Origin of the sequence: Candidatus Nebulibacter yamunensis (genome assembly GCF_024208055.1) — a bacterium.
Lineage (GTDB): Bacteria > Pseudomonadota > Gammaproteobacteria > Francisellales > Francisellaceae > Caedibacter > Caedibacter lacustris.
Genome location: NZ_JAMBMW010000001.1, coordinates 189,408 through 206,901, shown reverse-complemented (window position 1 = coordinate 206,901; position 17,494 = coordinate 189,408). Strand labels below are relative to the sequence as shown.

Here is a 17,494-nt window from a genome sequence, read left to right as displayed (position 1 = left end):
CAGTTAAAAAAGCTCTCTCGCTTCAACTCCTAAAGTCTCTAAGCCTGACGTATCCAAATGAATTACATAATCATCAAATGCACTGGCTGGCGTACCTAATTCACCTTTCACACGCTCAACAGTAACACGATTAAATAACTTGTACGCTGGAGCATTCCCTAGCATATCCTGATGTTTAAATACAATCAACTTACGTGCTGACATCTCACCACGAGCAGCAGAATGATCGTGTTCAAACATCATTTCTAAGGCTTTCCACAATTTACTTAAATCACTTTCAGAAAACCCTGTTTTTTCTGCTAGTTTTGCTGAAATAAAACCATGTACACGATATAAACCATAAGGCACAATATGTTTGCGTCCAATCGTACGTTCTTTTTCTAAATCTTTCTCATTCGTCACCGCCATTCGCGTAATAGAGATCTCCAAAGGAATAATTGGATCAATTGATTTTGCAAATGCTAACTGAAATGGTCCGCGCACCTGACCTGAATTCACTTCCGTTGTCATGACTGCACCAAAAGCGCGAACGTCAAAGAAATTAGCACACATCCAATCAGTAATAGCTTTAGCTTTTTCCTGATCTTTTGGTAACTTTTTAGGTTCTGCTTTAATTTCTAAAGCATCATAAGCTTTCTGATTCTGCTGATTTAATATACTTTTTTCTTGCACATAAATGTCATAGCCAGGCTTATTTTCATTACTAAACTGAATGTAGTTACGGATTTTACGTTTTAAACTGACATCCGTCACTAATCCTTTGCTAGATTCAGGATCAAGACGAGGCATATTTCCTGCATCAGGATCGCCATTTGGATTACCATTAGTGACATCAAAAAAATAAACAAATTCATAACGATGTTGGATAGTCATTTATTCTACTCCTTGTGTTTCATCAATAGACTTAGTTGGATCTTCTTTGTCTTTTGGATCTTCTTTTTCTTTAGAGGGGGTGAACTTTTGCTGATAATAGCCAATCGAAAAACGCCCTTGATTTTCGATAGAAAAATGGCGTGGGAATTCTGTTGGTAATTGTGTCATAATTTGACCAAGCCTATTTTCCAAATAGACTGCTAACTTTGGTTTATCTTTGCGAACTTTAGACAAGTGATGTTTGCTTCCTGATAGTAATCGCGGATAAACTGAATATGGCACAGTTGAGGCTGAAGCATAGTATTTATCAGCAATCGTAGCATTCAACTTATCACCCAAAGCTCTTTCCTGTATATTCTCTAACACGGCAAAAAGCCTGCCAAGCAAATACGCTTGATTGGTATTTGACTCATCTAAACTCATAGGGATCTCCTCTGTTATCAAATTTTTCCTAAATTCTCTTTGCAAAACAGCTTTTACCATAGCAATTCTTAAACCCCCAATATCTCCATCAGCTCTAAATCTAGATAAAATTTGTGCAATAATAGATCTTGGATAACGCTGCCCCGTCAAAATAGAACGCATTAACTCTCCAGCCAAATGTACTGGGACATCATCTATCTTACTTTTCTGCCCTTCACGATGAGGACTTAGCTGTAATAAAAGACGCCAAATAGATGGTGGTGTTTTCCAAGGTAAAGGAGCTAAGGCTAAATCTTGAAAATGCTCAGCAAGTCTTTGCTGAATCTGACCAAAACTAGTTTGTAACCAAAAACGAATCGAAAGACGCGCTGCATTAGGCGTCAATCCCAAAATAAAGAACTGGGTGTCAGGATCAAGCTCAGGATCAATCTCTGCCAAGGGTCGACCTTTAGTAAACTTCTCTAACTCAGCATTCAATTGAACTGTTTCACTGTCATCGGTAGGTGATGGCGGATTAAACCCCATCATAAAGAAAGATTCTACTTTTTTTGCCTGTTCTTCTTTTTTAGCTAATGCCCAGAAAACAACGCTAGTATCACCCAAGCTGATAACTTGATTATTTTCGTCGCGTAATAGGTAGTTTAAGGCAGTCGTATAGGCAAAAGCAGCTTGTACAGAAACTGGTGCATTATCACCTTGTTTCTTGCCAAAAGATTCAAATGATTCTTTATTAAAGGAAACAATCGACACTCCGGAGCTTTGTCCACCAGAGACACCTTTAATTGCTGGGTGCAATCTTGAAATAGGCGTTTGAGTACCTGTTATCAGACACATAGCATCATCAGATGCATCATCTGATTTCAGTTGATTCGCCCAAATTGCCTTAGCCAATTGGGACTCGTGAATGTATTGCCTAACACCATCCAATTGAAATATCACGTTGGCATCCAAAATTTCAGGTGTACACAATGAACTTTCAAATTCTTCTGGTTGCCAATTTTGTAAAAAATTGGACAATGCCTTTAGACCTTTCTCTTCTTGATTTTTTAATAATTTGAGATGATAGCTCTTAAAAGCCTCGAAATTAGGTAGCGATAGCTCAAACGTTGATTCACTTTTTTTGTCTTTTGGCAGTGAGACACCTAAAACATATGCCGTTTTATCCCACAAAAAGTTAGGCTTAATACCTGATGTTCTTTTTTCTGGGCATGGTACGCTCATTAATTTTGCTTTGGGCTTTTTTTCATCGGTGAAATTAGGCACAACATCCACTAACTCCCCTGACTCAGACAGCACTAAAATATAGCCGATTTTTTCTTCACTAAATCCATAAGCAGGTACTTTTGCACCTTTTTCCGTATTCGCCAGTCGATTATAATATTGGGTTAAAGCGGTTAGAATCATTGCACCACCCCCAAAGTTCTAAAAGGCGGAACATCAATCACTCCATTTATTAATTTGGCGCGAAAGAATTTTGGGGTCGCGGCATTGGCAAAATCAATATCATGCAACATCCAACCTAAATCTTTAGTCTCTTGACTTAACTCAGAAAGAGGAAAATCCTCATCCGACTCAATCAACGAAAAATAAGCAGGGAATTCACGATTTCCCAAGCAAGGCTGATGAAAATATTGTCCTTTGCGCGCTCTGCGATTAAATATATCAAGATGCTTGCCAACTGAATCTTCATTACCTACTTTATTAGTTAACTCAAAATGTGCTTCAACCACATAACCAACATCACGCAAAAGTGTCGTTGCTCTTTGTTGACGATTATCTCCATCATCAATCAAAAAATATAAATCTTGAGTACTTTTACGCTTCATTGCACCACTGACTTTAGAGGTAGAAATTTTGCAATTCCCTAACTCGTTTCGCCTAATCGTTTCAAAACGCACAGGTTTTAACACATGAATGCGATCAATCACCCAACAAATCGCGGGTTTCCAGTGAATTGCCTCCAAAATCCCTCTGGCCGCAGATGGCGTAATTACATCATAAGATACGCGCTCCACCTTCATTTCGGGTCTGGTAAAACAAGCATACTCTCCCCACACATGCAGCTTAATACCATAAGCCATCTCTGCCTCCTTATCCACGCACCCGCATGGGGTGCGATCTCATCATTTGATAACAAACAAAAGTTTCAATCCACGCATCCACATGAGATGCGACTACAATCGCAATGAATAGGTGAAAATTCAAAAAAAGAACTTTCCCACCACTACAACTAAAAGTGCAGCAAAACTCCATCCTACAGTTTTTACTGGAAAATGCAGCTGTCCACCAAATTTTAATATCAGCTTCCCACTCTCATTTTTTTCAATATGGATCGCCCAACAATTTTTCATGTTTCACTTCCAGCTGCTTAAACTCCTTAAGAAGGATTCTAAATTCAAACATAAGTTAAGTCAAATATTTTTTCTTTTGATTGTTCTCAAAAGATAGAACTCTCAGCCTTCATAAAAGTTGGATTATCCCAACTGATACCACATTCATCATCATATATATCACGATTGATCAGCACCCAAAACTGTTCTTGAAATCGATAAGGCGCCACCGTTTGTACGGCATTAGTAGCTACCAAACTATCAAACCCTTGCTTTGGAATCTGCACTATATAAGGTTGTAGTTTACGTAATATGCGGCTTACATCATCCGTTACCTCCAACTCTTTCAATAAATGCTCCGCTTCATTATCAAACTGGATAAATACTGGCTGCATACAACTTTCAATCATAAGAAAATCTCTTGCAATATTTTGAAATGGAAAACTCAGTTTTTTTGCATGATTGCTACAGTCTTTTAAAAGCTGTTTTTGATCTAACTCAGCACCTTTGCGCCAGTAGACTTCCGAAAAATAAGTCTTAATTGCTTCCTGCCCCAGCAGATTGTCAAAATTTTGACGCAAAGTTGATCGCATACCAGCCGCTAAACTTTTTAGCTCTGGTGGAACTTGCCAATCTGGTGATTTAAAAATCCAAACGTGGCTGTCTTCTTTTGCCCTTTTACGTTCACGATTACAGCGTCCTGCAGCTTGAGCTATGGAGTCTAAACCTGCCTCAGCACGCATTACATAAGGAAAATCAACATCGACCCCTGCTTCAATTAATGAACTTGAGACAACGCGACAGGTTTTTTTCTCTTTAAGTCTTTTACGAATGATTTCTAACTTTTTTGTGCGATGTATCGCGCACATGAGTGTAGTCAAATGAAAAATACCTTCTACTTGACGCTCTTTCAATGATTGGAACAACGATTGAGCATGACGACGATTATTGACGATTGTTAAAATTTGCTCATTATCTATCATACGAGCTAAAATTTCATCGTCTGTCAATTCACCTAAATGGCTTATACTAACCAAGCTTAAATCGTCAAATAACTTACTTGGATTAGGGGCAATTTCTCTGACATTAACAAATCCCTTGTCAAAATCTGGTTGACATAAAGCAGGTTGTGTTGCCGTACAAAGAACAACTGAACAATGATAATTTCGAGCTAACTCATCAATTACCGCCATCACAGGGCGCAAAAATTTTAGTGGTAGCGTTTGTGCTTCATCCAAGATAATCACACTTCCTGTAATATTATGCAATTTTCGGCAGCGTGAAGGACGATCCGCAAACAGCGATTCAAAAAATTGAACCGCAGTTGTTACTATCACAGGCATATCCCAATTTTCCATCGCCAATTTAAGCTTATCTTGAGTTTCTTCATTTTTAATTGTGCGATCATTAAAATTGCTATGGTGTTCCAAAACGGCAGACTCTCCCAAATCACCAAAAACTTCTCTAAAAACTTTTGCATTCTGTTCGATAATACTGGTAAAAGGAATAACATAGATCACTCGGCGCATGTTATGTGCCAAAGCATGGTCTAAAGCAAACGCCATCGATGTCAGTGTTTTACCACCACCTGTTGGCACGGTTAGACTAAATAATCCTGGAGATAATTGTGCTTTTTTTCTAGCGTTTAAAAGAATTTCATGACGCAATTGATTAACAAAAGTATCTTCACACCCCTCCTGTTTTCTTACCAAATAATCATCCAGTTGAATTTTAAGTTCGTTTAAGTGTGGATATTCACCTCTTAACCAAGGTTTATTTTTAAGTTTTTTGTAAAATCTATCTGTATCGATAAAATCAGCATCGACCAAACAAGAAAAAATCATGCGAATCAAAAAAGCATATTGAAAGCCATGAAAGTCAGTATCTGGATGTAGTTTAATCTTTAGTGTAAGAGATTCTCTTGATGGTAGTTGCAATGCACTTTTCCATGCTAACTCATCCAATACACATAATTCTTTGCCAAAGTTTTGACTTAAGCGATCCTTTAAACAGCTTCTACCATCACCCTCATCTATGCCATTAGCAAGCCCTGCATGGTGTCCCGCGATTGCATAGGCAATTAACTTAAAGAAAGGGAAACCGTTCAACAACTTATCTGGCAAAATTTCTGCTGCAATTTTTGCTCCCGCAGTTGCATGATCAACTTTTCTGCTTGAACCTTCCAAACGTGCTTGAAACTCTTTGGTATATTTTCCTAAGTCATGGAGCAAACCAGCCAAAGCAGCAAGTCCTTCGCAACCAGTATAGCGTGCATTATGCCAAGCTATATCAGCCACCGTTTGCAAATGATCAGATAATAGCTGCCAATCTGATTTGTCCATCAAGTTTCCTGAGTGAGCATAATAATTTCTAATATTTTCCATAATAATCGTTCTACCTATCCTTCTTTAATAAATTGTGACAAATAAACCTTTTCATCACAAATACTTATAAATTTTCCCAATTCAGAAAATACCCTATCTCAAAAAAAATGTAAACTTAATTACAAATAACAACATGAAAAAACAAAATAAAATATTTAGGAATACTTTTAAATTAAGCTAAGATAACCCCTAAAATAACCTACCTTAAATCTTAAAGAAAAAACGTTGGCTTACTCCACCATAGCAGAACCCTTTCAATACGAGATTGAACCAATTAAAAAATCGCGATTTATCGCTTCTTTGCATCCGCTTGACAAAACTCATAAATTGCAGGCTTATTTACAACAAGCACAACAACAGTATCCAAATGCCAATCATCACTGTTGGGCTTATCAGATATTGGATAATAATCTTACTCGTTTTAGTGACGATGGCGAACCTTCTGGTTCTGCTGGCAAACCAATCTTAAATCATATTCAAGGCAAAGCTTTATTTAATGTCGTTATTATTGTTAGTCGTATTTTTGGTGGCACAAAGTTAGGCGTTGGGGGCTTGGTACGAGCTTATGGTCAAGCGGCAAGTGAAGTAATTGCTCATGCACAACTCATTCCGCTTATCGTTACAAAAATCTTTAGTATTAACTATCAATATCACGATACGGCAATGATACAACAAGCACTACATACACTTAAACTCACCCCCATAAAAGAATTTTTCAGCGATAGGGTTAGTGCTGTTTTTGAAGTTGCCGTTGATCAATATAAAATCACATGCCAAACACTAACTAAATTGTGTCACAATCGGATTGACATCGTGACAATTGACAATAAGCCTGATAACAACGCACCATAGTAGTTAAGAATACTTAAACATAATAACAAACAAGCTTTACCACTAAAAAAAATAATTATCATATCAACGATAATTGAATAATTGCTGCTAATACAATTTCGATACTGCCAAATGTCATCTTAATTAAACTCTTCTTTACATCACCTAGTTTTTAACTTAAATTATATAAAAAAAATTTTATATAAAAAATAATGGATTGATCATGTCAGCGATAAAAGATAATGTTTTAACTAAAATTTCTGCTGTTTGCCAACTAATGGGAGATGGCAATAGAATGCGCATTTTATTTATGTGTGCTCAAGAACCAACTGCTGTGAAAACATTTGTAGAAATACTTAACTTATCACAACCTTTAATAAGTCATCATTTACGCTTATTAAAAGAGCAACGTTTAATCAAAGGTGAACGCCAAGGGAAGCAAATATTCTACTCGTTATATGACGATCATGTGCACTGTATTTTAAAAGACATGTATCAACATTGGGCAGAGGAAAATCATTAAAGCAGGGGCAAGGTAATTAAAATGAAGGTCAATAAAATGTTTGAATATAAAATTTATGGTATGGACTGTGCAGATGAAATTGCTGTTATTAAGCGTGAGCTTTTACCATACGTACAAGATGAGTCCCTGCTACAATTTAACCTATTAAAAGGTAAGCTTATCATTTATAACCAAGACAACCGCTTTACTAAAAGCGACATAGAAAAAAAACTCAAAGCTACTGGTTATCGTTTTTCGTGCTGGCTGCAATATCAACAAAGTCACAAAAATAACCACCAAGGGTTTTGGCAAAAACAGCAAAAGACAATATTAACCCTCATATGCGCGATATTTCTAGCAATAGGCTATATCATTCATGGCAGTGAACATGGTTTTTTACACGCGCTTCTAGACAACCATTCTTCTCGTTTTGGGCAACCTATTAGCGCTTTAATATTTTATGCCTTAGCACTTATCATTGGTGGGGTTTATATTTACCCCAAAGCTCTTACCTCCTTAAAACGCATGCGTCCTGACATTAACCTATTAATGACTATCGCAGTCATTGGTGCAATTTTATTAGGACAATGGCTGGAAGCTACAATGATTGTATTTTTATTTTCTATTGCAACTTTACTTGAGTCATGGAGTGTTGATAAAGCGCGTAAAGCTATTCAAGCATTATTAGAAATTAGCCCTGATATCGCCAATGTTTATTGCTCACATCATAAAGACATCGACATTAAACCAGTAGAAGAAGTCAATATTGGTGCCACAATCGTTATTAAACCAGGTGAGCGGATCCCCTTAGATGGGATCATCAAAGAAGGGCAAAGCTTTATTAATCAAGCACCTGTTACAGGAGAGTCACTCCTTGTTTTAAAAAAACCAGGAGATTCGGTATTTGCAGGTAGTTTAAATGAAGACGGTGTACTTTATGTCAAAGTCACCAAGCTTGCTACAGATTCAATGCTTGCCAATATCATTCGCCAAGTTGAATTGGCTCAAGTCAACAAGGCGAAATCTGAAATGTGGGTAGAACGATTTGCCAAATATTACACCCCCATTATGATGCTCTTTGCGGTATTAGTTGCATTTGTTCCACCTTTGTTCTTTTCTGGTAGCTGGTATAACTGGATTTACGAGGCTCTAGTGATTCTCGTCATTGCGTGCCCTTGTGCTTTGGTTATCTCAACTCCAGTTACTATTGTTTCTGGTTTAAGTGCTGCTGCAAGTCACGGTATTTTAGTAAAAGGAGGAAGTTTTTTAGAAATCCCAGCAAAACTCAAAGCTATTGCCTTTGATAAAACAGGGACCATCACAAAAGGTAAACCTGTTATTCAGTCTATTATTAATATTTCCAAAGAGCATTCAGATAATGAACTTTTACAATTAGCCGCAGCTTTAGAAAAAGGGAATAATCACCCATTAGCACATGCAATCTTTACTAAACTTGATGTACTTAAACTTAATCAACCATATACAGCCAACAATGTTCAAATCGTAAAAGGCAAAGCTATTTGTGGAAATATTAACGGACATCAATACTGGATTGGAAGCCATCAGTATTTACACGAAAAAACAGAAATCACCGAAGATCTAAATGACTTTCATGATCAGATTTTACAACTTGAAAAATCTGGTCATTCACTTTTGGTTTTTGCCAATAAGAATCATATTTTGGGTTTATTTGCGGTTGCTGACAGCCTCAAAGAAAATGCTAAATCAACTTTAGCTGAACTTAACCAACTAGGAATTAAAACCGTGCTTTTAACAGGTGATAATAAGGGAGCTGCCGCATTTATTGCCCAAAAAGTACAACTAGATGAGGTATATGCTGAGCTGTTACCACAAGATAAGGTCGATAAAATCAAAGTTTTAAAAGCAAAATATCAAACCGTAGCCATGGTTGGAGATGGTATTAATGATGCTCCAGCATTAGCAAGTGCTGATTTAAGTCTGGCAATGGGTAAAGCAGGAAGTGACGTTGCTATTGAAACCGCCGATATTGCACTTATGTCGGATGATTTAGCAAAGCTACCGTGGCTTATCAAGCATGCCAAAGGCGTTAAAAGCATTATTCAACAAAACATCATTTTCTCCCTAGGACTTAAAGTGATGTTTATGATATTAGCCTTGCTAGAATTAGCTAATATTTGGATGGCAATTGGCGCCGATATGGGGGCATCTTTATTGGTTGTCTTTAACAGTCTAAGATTGTTAAAGTCTAAAAACGATAAACAAGAAGATCAAGGCTATCCTGATTATCTGTATTTATCTACTCAACAACAGAATAAGAGATATTTATGGAAATAAAATTAGCCTTCAAATGCACCAAAAGACATAAGTTTTTGATAACGTCTTTGATAACGCTCTTCATTACTTAAAGCAGTAAGCTCAAATAATAGACGCTGTAAAGTTTCTTTGATTTCACTTGCAGCTGCATCAATATTGCGATGCGCACCACCTAACGGTTCTTTAATGACTTCATCGACAATATTGTGCTCTTTTAAGCGCTTAGCGGTAATACCCATAATCTCAGCAGCATCGGCTGCTTTGTCAGCTGTTTTCCATAAAATCGAAGCACATCCTTCTGGTGAAATCGTTGCAAAATAACTGTATTCAAGCATGACAAGCTTATCACCAACGCCAATTCCTAATGCACCACCCGAACAGCCTTCACCAATTACAACGCAGATAATAGGCACATTGAGTTTAGACATCTCAAGTAAATTACGAGCAATGGCTTCACTTTGACCACGCTCTTCTGCTTTAACACCAGGGTAAGCACCAGGCGTATCAATAAAGGTCACTACCGGCATATTAAACTTTTCAGCAAGTTTCATTAGGCGCAAAGCCTTACGGTATCCCTCAGGGTGCATCATTCCAAAGTTATGTCTAAGTTTATCCTTAGTTTTACGCCCTTTTTCTTGACCGATAACCATAACAGGTCTATCTCCAAGCTTAGCCATACCACCAATCACTGCTTTATCATCAGCAAAAGCACGATCTCCATGCAGCTCTTGAAAGTCGGTAAAAATTTTAGCTAACAAATCTAAAAAATAAGGACGTTCAGGATGGCGTGCCAATTGAATAATTTGCCAATCGGTTAATCCACTATAAATTTTTTTCATTAAGTCTGAAGTTTTGGATTGAAGCTTCTCAATCTCCTGCTGAACATCTTGATTATGTGCACTGGATTTTGCTAAAGCCTCAATTTTTGCTTCAAGCTCTGCAATTGGTTTTTCAAATTCAAGAAACTGCATATTTTCCCTTCTTCTAATCGACTTGACGCTTACAATACGTCTCTTTCACTAACAATGCAAATATAATACTAATGATAAAGCCAATTAGCAAAATCCCCATACCAAAATTAAGTCCAGGGGCTGCCATCGCGTCTAAACCTTTTATTGTATTGAAGTGTGTAGTAAGCATACCAAACAATGGCATGGCAATTACCCCACCCCAAAGCAATGAATTGATCGATACTATGCTTGTCGCAATTGCGTTATTTTTCATTGGGTTTGTCTCACCTACCACAGGATAGGCAACCATTTGTGCACTGGTAACAAAACCAAGTAAGAAAAACAATATAGACAACTGGGTTACGCTTACTGTACAAAACATAATAATGAGAATAATCACCACAGAAAGCATACCTCCTATGATAAGGGGTTGTTTACGACGATTCATACTCTCAGTTAACCATCCCCAAAATGGGTAAGCAAAAATCATGCCTAAGAAGATATAGCCAGTAATAGAACGCGCCTCACTCATATCTACACCATGCGTTTTTATTAAATATTCATTCGACCACATTCCACCCAACATCCAAGTGCCAACGTTGATTGAGCCAACATAAAGCCCACAATACCAATTTTGTGGCTTTGCCAGCACTGTTTTGAGTGTATGCACAATAGATTCGGTTTTGACTGCTATTGTTTGTGCATAACGTTCTGATTGTAATGAAGCTGGTGCATCACGCACAATAGTAAAGATCAATACTGCCAAAAACAATCCAAAAAAACCAATAATGTACAAAGTACCATTTAACCCAAAAGCATCTAATAAATAACCAATTGGCGCTTGTGCTGTATAACCACCTAACATCCCAATTGCAATGATAATACCAATCACAAAACCAAGTCGATTTGCTGGAAACCAATTCGTTGCAATACGCACACATCCAATTAGGCAAAAGCTCGCACCTGCTCCTATCAATAACCGTGAGGCACCCATTACATAAACATTATTAGTCAAAGTCATTATAAAAATACTCATTGCACAAACCAATAAAGCAATAGTAATGGCCAGGCGAGGTGAAAAACGATCTAATACATAAGCTGCGGGGATAAGACCAATAATATTGGTATAAAAATATAAACTTGCAATAAAACTCACACTCACTGGTGTCAACTCAGGATAAGCATCTAGAATTGCCGGTGTTAGAGTATTAAAAGCATTACCTAAACCAAACTCAAAAAAGAAAAAGAACGAAATAATAATCACCTCAAACCAAGATCGTGTTAGTGGTAATTGTGAAAGTTTATCTTGATAAGATAAAGCACCCATAGACCCTCCCGATTGAATCAATCTCTATTACTATTACTGAGGGCGACAAATATATCAAAAAAATAGAGTTTTTACTGCCAGTATTTTTATTTTTGAGTTGCCTGTAATGCCAAACGAATAAGTGCCTCTACCGTATCTGCTTGAGATTTTACTTTATGCACATATTTTTCTGCTTCTTTGCGCTTATAACCTAATGCTTCTAGTGCATCTAGCGCTTGATGAATAATTGCACTTTGTTGGTACATCGTTTCGGTTTGGTTACTGACTCCACTTTGCTGCACATTTACCTTCTTATTTAAGTTTAAGTTTCCTGTTGTTAAAGCATCTAATTCCAAGGCAAGTTTATTAATTTTATCTTTTATTTCAATTATTATGCGCTCTGCGGTTTTTTTGCCTATACCTGGAACAGTACATAATAAGTCGTGATCTTGCGATTCTATACATTTTACTAAAGTCGAACCATCCATTCCTGATAAAATAGCCAATGCCATTTTTGCACCAATTCCATTGACCTTTATTAATTCCTGAAAGAGTCTTCGATCTGATTTTGTTGCAAAACCATAAAGTTGTTGTATATCTTCTCTTACCACAAAATGGGTATATAAAATGACTTCTTGACCTATATCACTCAATTGATAAATTGAGCTCATCGGCACCCATACTTCATAACCCACACCACAAGCTTCAACCAGAACCATAGGTGGTTGCTTTTCTAACAACTCGCCTCTTATGCGACCAATCACCTTAAGCGTCCTCTTACAATTTTTGTGGCACCAGGAATATAGGTAAGACTGTTGTAACTATGAAAATGACAAATCGCAATAGCTAAAGCATCTGCTGCATCTGCTTGCGGTTTGCTACTTAGCTGCAAAAACGTTTGCACCATATGCTGTACTTGATATTTTGAAGCATTGCCATTTCCCACAACTGCTTGCTTGACTTGCTTTGCGGAATACTCATTGATCGGCAAATTATTATTTGCTAATGTGCACATTGCCACCCCTCGAGCTTGTCCAAGCTTTAAGGCTGCACCTGGATTCTGAAACATAAAAATCTGCTCAATTGCCGCTTCTGTTGGTCGATATGCACTAATGATCTCATGAATGCTGTCTTGAATTTGTTTTAAACGCTCACCTGTATTTTCCTTAGTGATCCGAATACAACCACTGGTAAGGTATAAGCAATCTTTTGCCTGTATTTTTAAAACACCAAAGCCTGTGATCCTTGATCCAGGATCAATACCTAAAATAATCACGAACCCAAGACATCCATAACACTATCAGCAAACTCAGCATTCGTATAAACGCTTTGTACATCATCTAAATCTTCTAAACGATCAATCATGCTTAAAACCTTTTGAGCAATTTCTAGGTCATCTATATTTGACTTCATATCAGCATCCATAGTCACTTCTGCTGAAACTGCTTTTAATCCTTTAACCTGTAATGCCTCGTTAACTTCGAAAAAATCATTTGGATCAGTAATAACATCGATTGAGCCATCATCATAAGTAATGATGTCCAGTGCGCCAGACTCCAATGCCACTTCCATAACGAGATCTTCATTGTAATCTGATTCAAAACTGATGATACCTTTTTTATTAAACATATATGATACTGAACCGTCTGTACCTAAATTCCCCCCTGATTTGCTAAACGCATGACGCACTTCTGCAACCGTTCGATTTCGATTGTCTGTCATACAATCTACAATAACAGCAACTCCAGCAGGTCCATAGCCTTCATAACGAATTTCCTCTAGATTTCCACCCTCTTCCCCACCAGCACCTTTTTTAATTGCGCGATCAATAGTGTCTTTAGTCATGTTATTGCTAAACGCTGTTGCCATAGCTGCACGCAAACGTGGATTGGAGTCTTTATCAGCCCCCCCCATGCGTGCCGCAACTGTAATTTCGCGAATGAGTTTAGTGAAAATTTTGCCACGTTTAGCATCCTCTTTTGCTTTTCTATGCTTTATGTTTGCCCATTTACTATGACCAGCCATATCAACCTCTATATTTTATTACTTAGCTTATTTTGTTGTAAAACTTTTGTATTGTAACACAAAGCTCATTTAAGCGAACAGCGTTAGCTCAATTTGATGTTGTGATAACATGTTTATTTTACCTGTTAGAACATAGGCACTGATTGCTAACTTATCTACCATAGTCATAAGCTGATAATCACTACCTGTAATTGTCAATTTTACTTTTTTCGTCGCTAAGTTTGATTCGCCTTTACCATTACTTGCCAACAACAATATATCATATAGCACTTTTAGCTTATCTATTGGCAGATTGAAATTTAATGTATTGATAGTCAAATCGACATATTGTTCAATCGGTTGAATATCAAGAGCATTAATCCTTAACTGATCATTGTAACCATCAATACTCACTTCTCCCTCAACAATAACTGTTTGATCGACGCTAATCATGTGTTTCACACTATCGTAAAGGTCACTAAATATGACTAACTCTAAACGCTCATAACCATCATCAATCTGCAACGCTCCCATAAGTTTACCTGACTTTGTTTTACGTTGTGCTATCGAAACAACTACACCAGCAAGTAAAATAGATTCTTTACGTGTTGTTGGAGTAATCCTATTTAATGGTGTCACTTTAAAGTAGTTAAGCCAAAAGCGATCTTCATCGATTAAGTGTCCTGACAAAAACATACCAAGCACAGATTTCTCATAGATAAGCTTATCTTTTATCGTCCAATTAGGAATTTCAACCTTACTTAGATCTTTATTAGATTGAAGATCCTCTATCCCAACCTCATCAAAACCAAATAGATCCAACTGTCCACTACTTTGCATTTGCATTTTTTGGTCAGCTGATTTCATTGCATCTTCTAGAGTTGCAATAAGCGTTTGCCTATTATTCGCAAATCCATCCATTGCGCCAGCATAAATAAGTGCTTCACATACGCGCTTATTAAGCTTACGTAAGTCTACTCTCAAACACAAGTCATATAAATTTTTATATACACCATTTTTAACACGCTCTGTTAAAATCCCGTCAATGGCAGCAAAACCAACACCTTTAACCGCACCTAGCCCATATACCAACTGCTCCTTGTTATCTACGGTGAAGTAATAATCGCTAATATTGATATGAGGTAAGACAAGACTTAATTTCATCTTCTGACATTCATTAATAAAGTTGACCACCTTTTCGGTATTATCCATATCAGATGACAAAACTGCCGCCATAAACGCCTGCGGATAATGTGCTTTTAAATATGCCGTTTGATATGATACAAGCGCGTAAGCTGCAGAATGGGACTTGTTAAAACCATATTTAGCAAACTCTTCCATTAAATCAAAAATGGAACTAGCGAGCTTGCGATCAATACCATTTTCAAAGGCCCCTTTTTCAAAAGTTTCACGCTGCTTTGCCATTTCCTCTGGATTTTTTTTACCCATTGCTCGACGCAATAAATCCGCTCCACCTAAAGAATAATTTGCCAAAATTTGCGCAATTTGCATGACCTGTTCTTGGTATAAAATCGTTCCATAAGTCTCTTTTAAAACCTCTTCCAAAGCTGGATGTGGGTAACTTACTCGTTGGCGACCATGCTTACGATTAACAAAGTCATCTACCATCCCAGAACCAAGTGGACCGGGTCGATATAAAGCAACCAATGCAATAATATCTTCAAAACAATCTGGTTTAAGACGCTTAATTAGCTCTTTCATTCCTCGAGATTCAAGCTGGAACACACCCGTTGTTTCGCCATTTTGCAATAATTGAAACGTCTTTTTATCGTTCATTGGAATAAGTACGATGTTTAAATCAGCTTCACCTTGCAAACGTCTTTGTTTATTAGCAATTTTTAACGCATTATCAATAATAGTTAAATTTCTAAGTCCTAAAAAATCGAACTTCACGAGTCCGACATCTTCTACATCTTTTTTATCAAACTGAGTTACAAGCTGTTTTGAACCTTCTTCACAGTAAATCGGTGAAAAATCCGTTACCTTTGATGGGGAGATTACAACTCCTGCTGCATGCTTCCCCACACTTCTGGTAAGCCCTTCTAGTTTAAGTGCAATTTTGATAATTTCATCTGCGGTTTCATCTTGCTGACATAGCTCATATAATGGCGTATCTGGCGCACAAGCATCTTTAAGCTTAATCCCTAAATCATTTGGAATAAGCTTCGCGATTTTATCCACAAAACCATAAGGCTGCGCTAATACACGTCCTACATCACGCACTACTGCTTTTGCTGCCATTGAGCCATAAGTAATAATTTGGGACACGCTCTCACTTCCATACTTTTGTGCTACATATTCAATGACGCTATCGCGACCATCCATACAAAAATCAATATCAAAATCTGGCATTGACACACGTTCAGGGTTTAAAAAACGCTCAAACAGCAACCCATATGGAATAGGGTCAATATCAGTAATTTTAAGTGCATAAGCAACTAGCGATCCTGCACCTGATCCTCGTCCTGGTCCCACAGGGATACCATTATCTTTGGACCATTGAATAAAATCAGCAACAATTAAAAAATAACCTGGAAAACCCATCTGACAAATAACATCAACCTCTAATTGCAAACGTGCTTGATACTTTTTTTTAAGCATTTGTTTTTGTTGTTCACTTTTATCGTGCAAAATAAAATCAAAACGCTCTTCTAATCCTTCATAAGAAACTTTGGCAAAATATTCTGCCTCGGTCATGTTTTGTGGGATTTCAAAACGTGGTAAAACCGCACCACCCAATTTAAACGTCACATTTGCATTCTCAGCAATATAAACAGTATTGGATAAACTCTGTGGAATGTCAGCAAAAAGCTCACACATCTCATCGCTAGAGCGCAAATATTGCTTAGTCGTATATTGGCTCTTACGGTTTTGATCCAAGAGTGTATAACCCTGGTAAATCCCCACACGTATCTCATGATCAGAATAATTCTCTTCATCTAAGAAGCGTACATCATTAGTTGCGACAACTGCAATATGTTGGTCTTTTGCCAACTCAATTACACTTTGGATATATCGCTCTTCACCGTCAACTCCTAAGCGTTGCAGTTCAATAAAGAAATTATTTCTAGGGAAGATTTGCATATAAGTATCAAGCAAAGCTAGGACTTCTTTATAATCTTGAGTCATAAGTGCATAACCTAGCTCACCTTTTTGTCCACCGCTTAATACAAAAACTTGAGAGAAATTAAAGCTTGCTAGCTCATTTTTGGGTAATATTGGAATGCCATCTTTACGTGTAGCATTTAAATAAGCATATGAAATAAGTTCAACAATCGTTTGATACCCTGCATTGTCTTTTGCGATGAGAGTTAATGGATGAATCCGTTCATCCACCTGAATATAAATCTCACTACCAAATATTGGTTTAATGCCTTGATCTAATGCTGCTTTATAGAATTTTACAGCAGCGAACAGGTTACACATATCTGTTAATGCAATTGCTGGAAGCTTACGCTGCACGCATTCTGACAACATCGGCTTAATGCGAATGATGCTATCCATAAGCGAATATTCGCTGTGCACTTTTAAATGAACAAAACGCACTGACATAATTATATACTCTACCTTTTAAC

13 protein-coding genes are annotated in these 17,494 nt (G+C 37.3%); 3 read left to right on the top strand and 10 right to left on the bottom strand.

The window, feature by feature from the left end; translation table 11 throughout:
- Positions 1-3: 3 nt before the first annotated feature.
- From cas7c to cas3, 4 genes are all read right to left on the bottom strand, one after another.
- Positions 4-873, bottom strand: coding sequence for a type I-C CRISPR-associated protein Cas7/Csd2 (cas7c, locus tag M1V25_RS00940; RefSeq protein WP_116963182.1), 870 nt, complete (start codon positions 871-873; stop codon positions 4-6).
- Positions 874-2,700 (bottom strand): type I-C CRISPR-associated protein Cas8c/Csd1, encoded by a 1,827-nt coding sequence (cas8c, locus tag M1V25_RS00935; protein WP_116963181.1) that lies wholly within the window; start codon positions 2,698-2,700, stop codon positions 874-876.
- On the bottom strand, positions 2,697-3,377 hold the full coding sequence (cas5c, locus tag M1V25_RS00930; protein WP_116963180.1) for a type I-C CRISPR-associated protein Cas5c: 681 nt from the start codon (positions 3,375-3,377) through the stop codon (positions 2,697-2,699). Before cas5c ends, cas8c begins: the two co-directional genes overlap by 4 nt.
- 356 nt (positions 3,378-3,733) lie before the next feature.
- A complete protein-coding gene (gene cas3 / locus M1V25_RS00925; RefSeq protein ID WP_498842163.1) occupies positions 3,734-6,010 on the bottom strand; it encodes a CRISPR-associated helicase Cas3' in 2,277 nt (758 codons plus the stop codon).
- Between the two features lie 225 nt (positions 6,011-6,235).
- On the opposite strand from cas3, the gene M1V25_RS00920 reads away from it, so the two are divergent.
- The 3 genes from M1V25_RS00920 (at position 6,236) to M1V25_RS00910 (ending at position 9,659) form a co-directional block, all read left to right on the top strand.
- Positions 6,236-6,862: an IMPACT family protein gene (locus M1V25_RS00920; protein ID WP_116963179.1), complete on the top strand. Its 627-nt coding sequence runs from the start codon at positions 6,236-6,238 to the stop codon at positions 6,860-6,862.
- A gap of 202 nt (positions 6,863-7,064) precedes the next feature.
- Positions 7,065-7,364: an ArsR/SmtB family transcription factor gene (locus M1V25_RS00915; RefSeq protein ID WP_116963178.1), complete on the top strand. Its 300-nt coding sequence runs from the start codon at positions 7,065-7,067 to the stop codon at positions 7,362-7,364.
- A gap of 21 nt (positions 7,365-7,385) precedes the next feature.
- Complete coding sequence (locus M1V25_RS00910) at positions 7,386-9,659, top strand: heavy metal translocating P-type ATPase (protein WP_498842162.1); 2,274 nt, start codon at positions 7,386-7,388, stop codon at positions 9,657-9,659.
- 2 nt (positions 9,660-9,661) lie between these two features.
- Here M1V25_RS00910 and M1V25_RS00905 read toward each other — a convergent pair whose 3' ends face one another.
- The 6 genes from M1V25_RS00905 to dnaE form a co-directional block, all read right to left on the bottom strand.
- Positions 9,662-10,609 (bottom strand): acetyl-CoA carboxylase carboxyltransferase subunit alpha, encoded by a 948-nt coding sequence (locus M1V25_RS00905; RefSeq protein ID WP_116963177.1) that lies wholly within the window; start codon positions 10,607-10,609, stop codon positions 9,662-9,664.
- Positions 10,610-10,622: 13 nt separating this feature from the next.
- A complete protein-coding gene (locus tag M1V25_RS00900) occupies positions 10,623-11,915 on the bottom strand; it encodes an MFS transporter (protein ID WP_498842161.1) in 1,293 nt (430 codons plus the stop codon).
- An 86-nt stretch (positions 11,916-12,001) separates the two neighbouring features.
- A complete protein-coding gene (ruvA, locus tag M1V25_RS00895) occupies positions 12,002-12,658 on the bottom strand; it encodes a Holliday junction branch migration protein RuvA (RefSeq protein WP_116963175.1) in 657 nt (218 codons plus the stop codon).
- Entirely contained in the window at positions 12,655-13,170 is a 516-nt protein-coding gene (ruvC, locus tag M1V25_RS00890; RefSeq protein ID WP_116963174.1) for a crossover junction endodeoxyribonuclease RuvC, read from the bottom strand. Before ruvC ends, ruvA begins: the two co-directional genes overlap by 4 nt.
- Positions 13,167-13,919, bottom strand: coding sequence for a YebC/PmpR family DNA-binding transcriptional regulator (locus M1V25_RS00885; RefSeq protein WP_116963173.1), 753 nt, complete (start codon positions 13,917-13,919; stop codon positions 13,167-13,169). The genes ruvC and M1V25_RS00885 overlap by 4 nt, the downstream gene beginning before the upstream one ends.
- A gap of 69 nt (positions 13,920-13,988) precedes the next feature.
- Positions 13,989-17,471, bottom strand: a complete 3,483-nt coding sequence (dnaE, locus tag M1V25_RS00880) for a DNA polymerase III subunit alpha (protein ID WP_498842160.1) — start codon at positions 17,469-17,471, stop codon at positions 13,989-13,991.
- Positions 17,472-17,494: the final 23 nt, after the last annotated feature.

What these genes read in the sequence shown, in the direction of transcription:
- cas7c (WP_116963182.1), bottom strand. Translation starts at nt 873, where the DNA reads ATGACTATCCAACATCGTTATGAATTTGTTTATTTTTTTGATGTCACT.
- dnaE (WP_498842160.1), bottom strand. Translation starts at nt 17,471, where the DNA reads ATGTCAGTGCGTTTTGTTCATTTAAAAGTGCACAGCGAATATTCGCTT.
- M1V25_RS00910 (WP_498842162.1), top strand. Translation starts at nt 7,386, where the DNA reads ATGAAGGTCAATAAAATGTTTGAATATAAAATTTATGGTATGGACTGT.
- M1V25_RS00885 (WP_116963173.1), bottom strand. Translation starts at nt 13,919, where the DNA reads ATGGCTGGTCATAGTAAATGGGCAAACATAAAGCATAGAAAAGCAAAA.
- cas3 (WP_498842163.1), bottom strand. Translation starts at nt 6,010, where the DNA reads ATGGAAAATATTAGAAATTATTATGCTCACTCAGGAAACTTGATGGAC.
- M1V25_RS00905 (WP_116963177.1), bottom strand. Translation starts at nt 10,609, where the DNA reads ATGCAGTTTCTTGAATTTGAAAAACCAATTGCAGAGCTTGAAGCAAAA.
- cas5c (WP_116963180.1), bottom strand. Translation starts at nt 3,377, where the DNA reads ATGGCTTATGGTATTAAGCTGCATGTGTGGGGAGAGTATGCTTGTTTT.
- M1V25_RS00900 (WP_498842161.1), bottom strand. Translation starts at nt 11,915, where the DNA reads ATGGGTGCTTTATCTTATCAAGATAAACTTTCACAATTACCACTAACA.
- cas8c (WP_116963181.1), bottom strand. Translation starts at nt 2,700, where the DNA reads ATGATTCTAACCGCTTTAACCCAATATTATAATCGACTGGCGAATACG.
- M1V25_RS00915 (WP_116963178.1), top strand. Translation starts at nt 7,065, where the DNA reads ATGTCAGCGATAAAAGATAATGTTTTAACTAAAATTTCTGCTGTTTGC.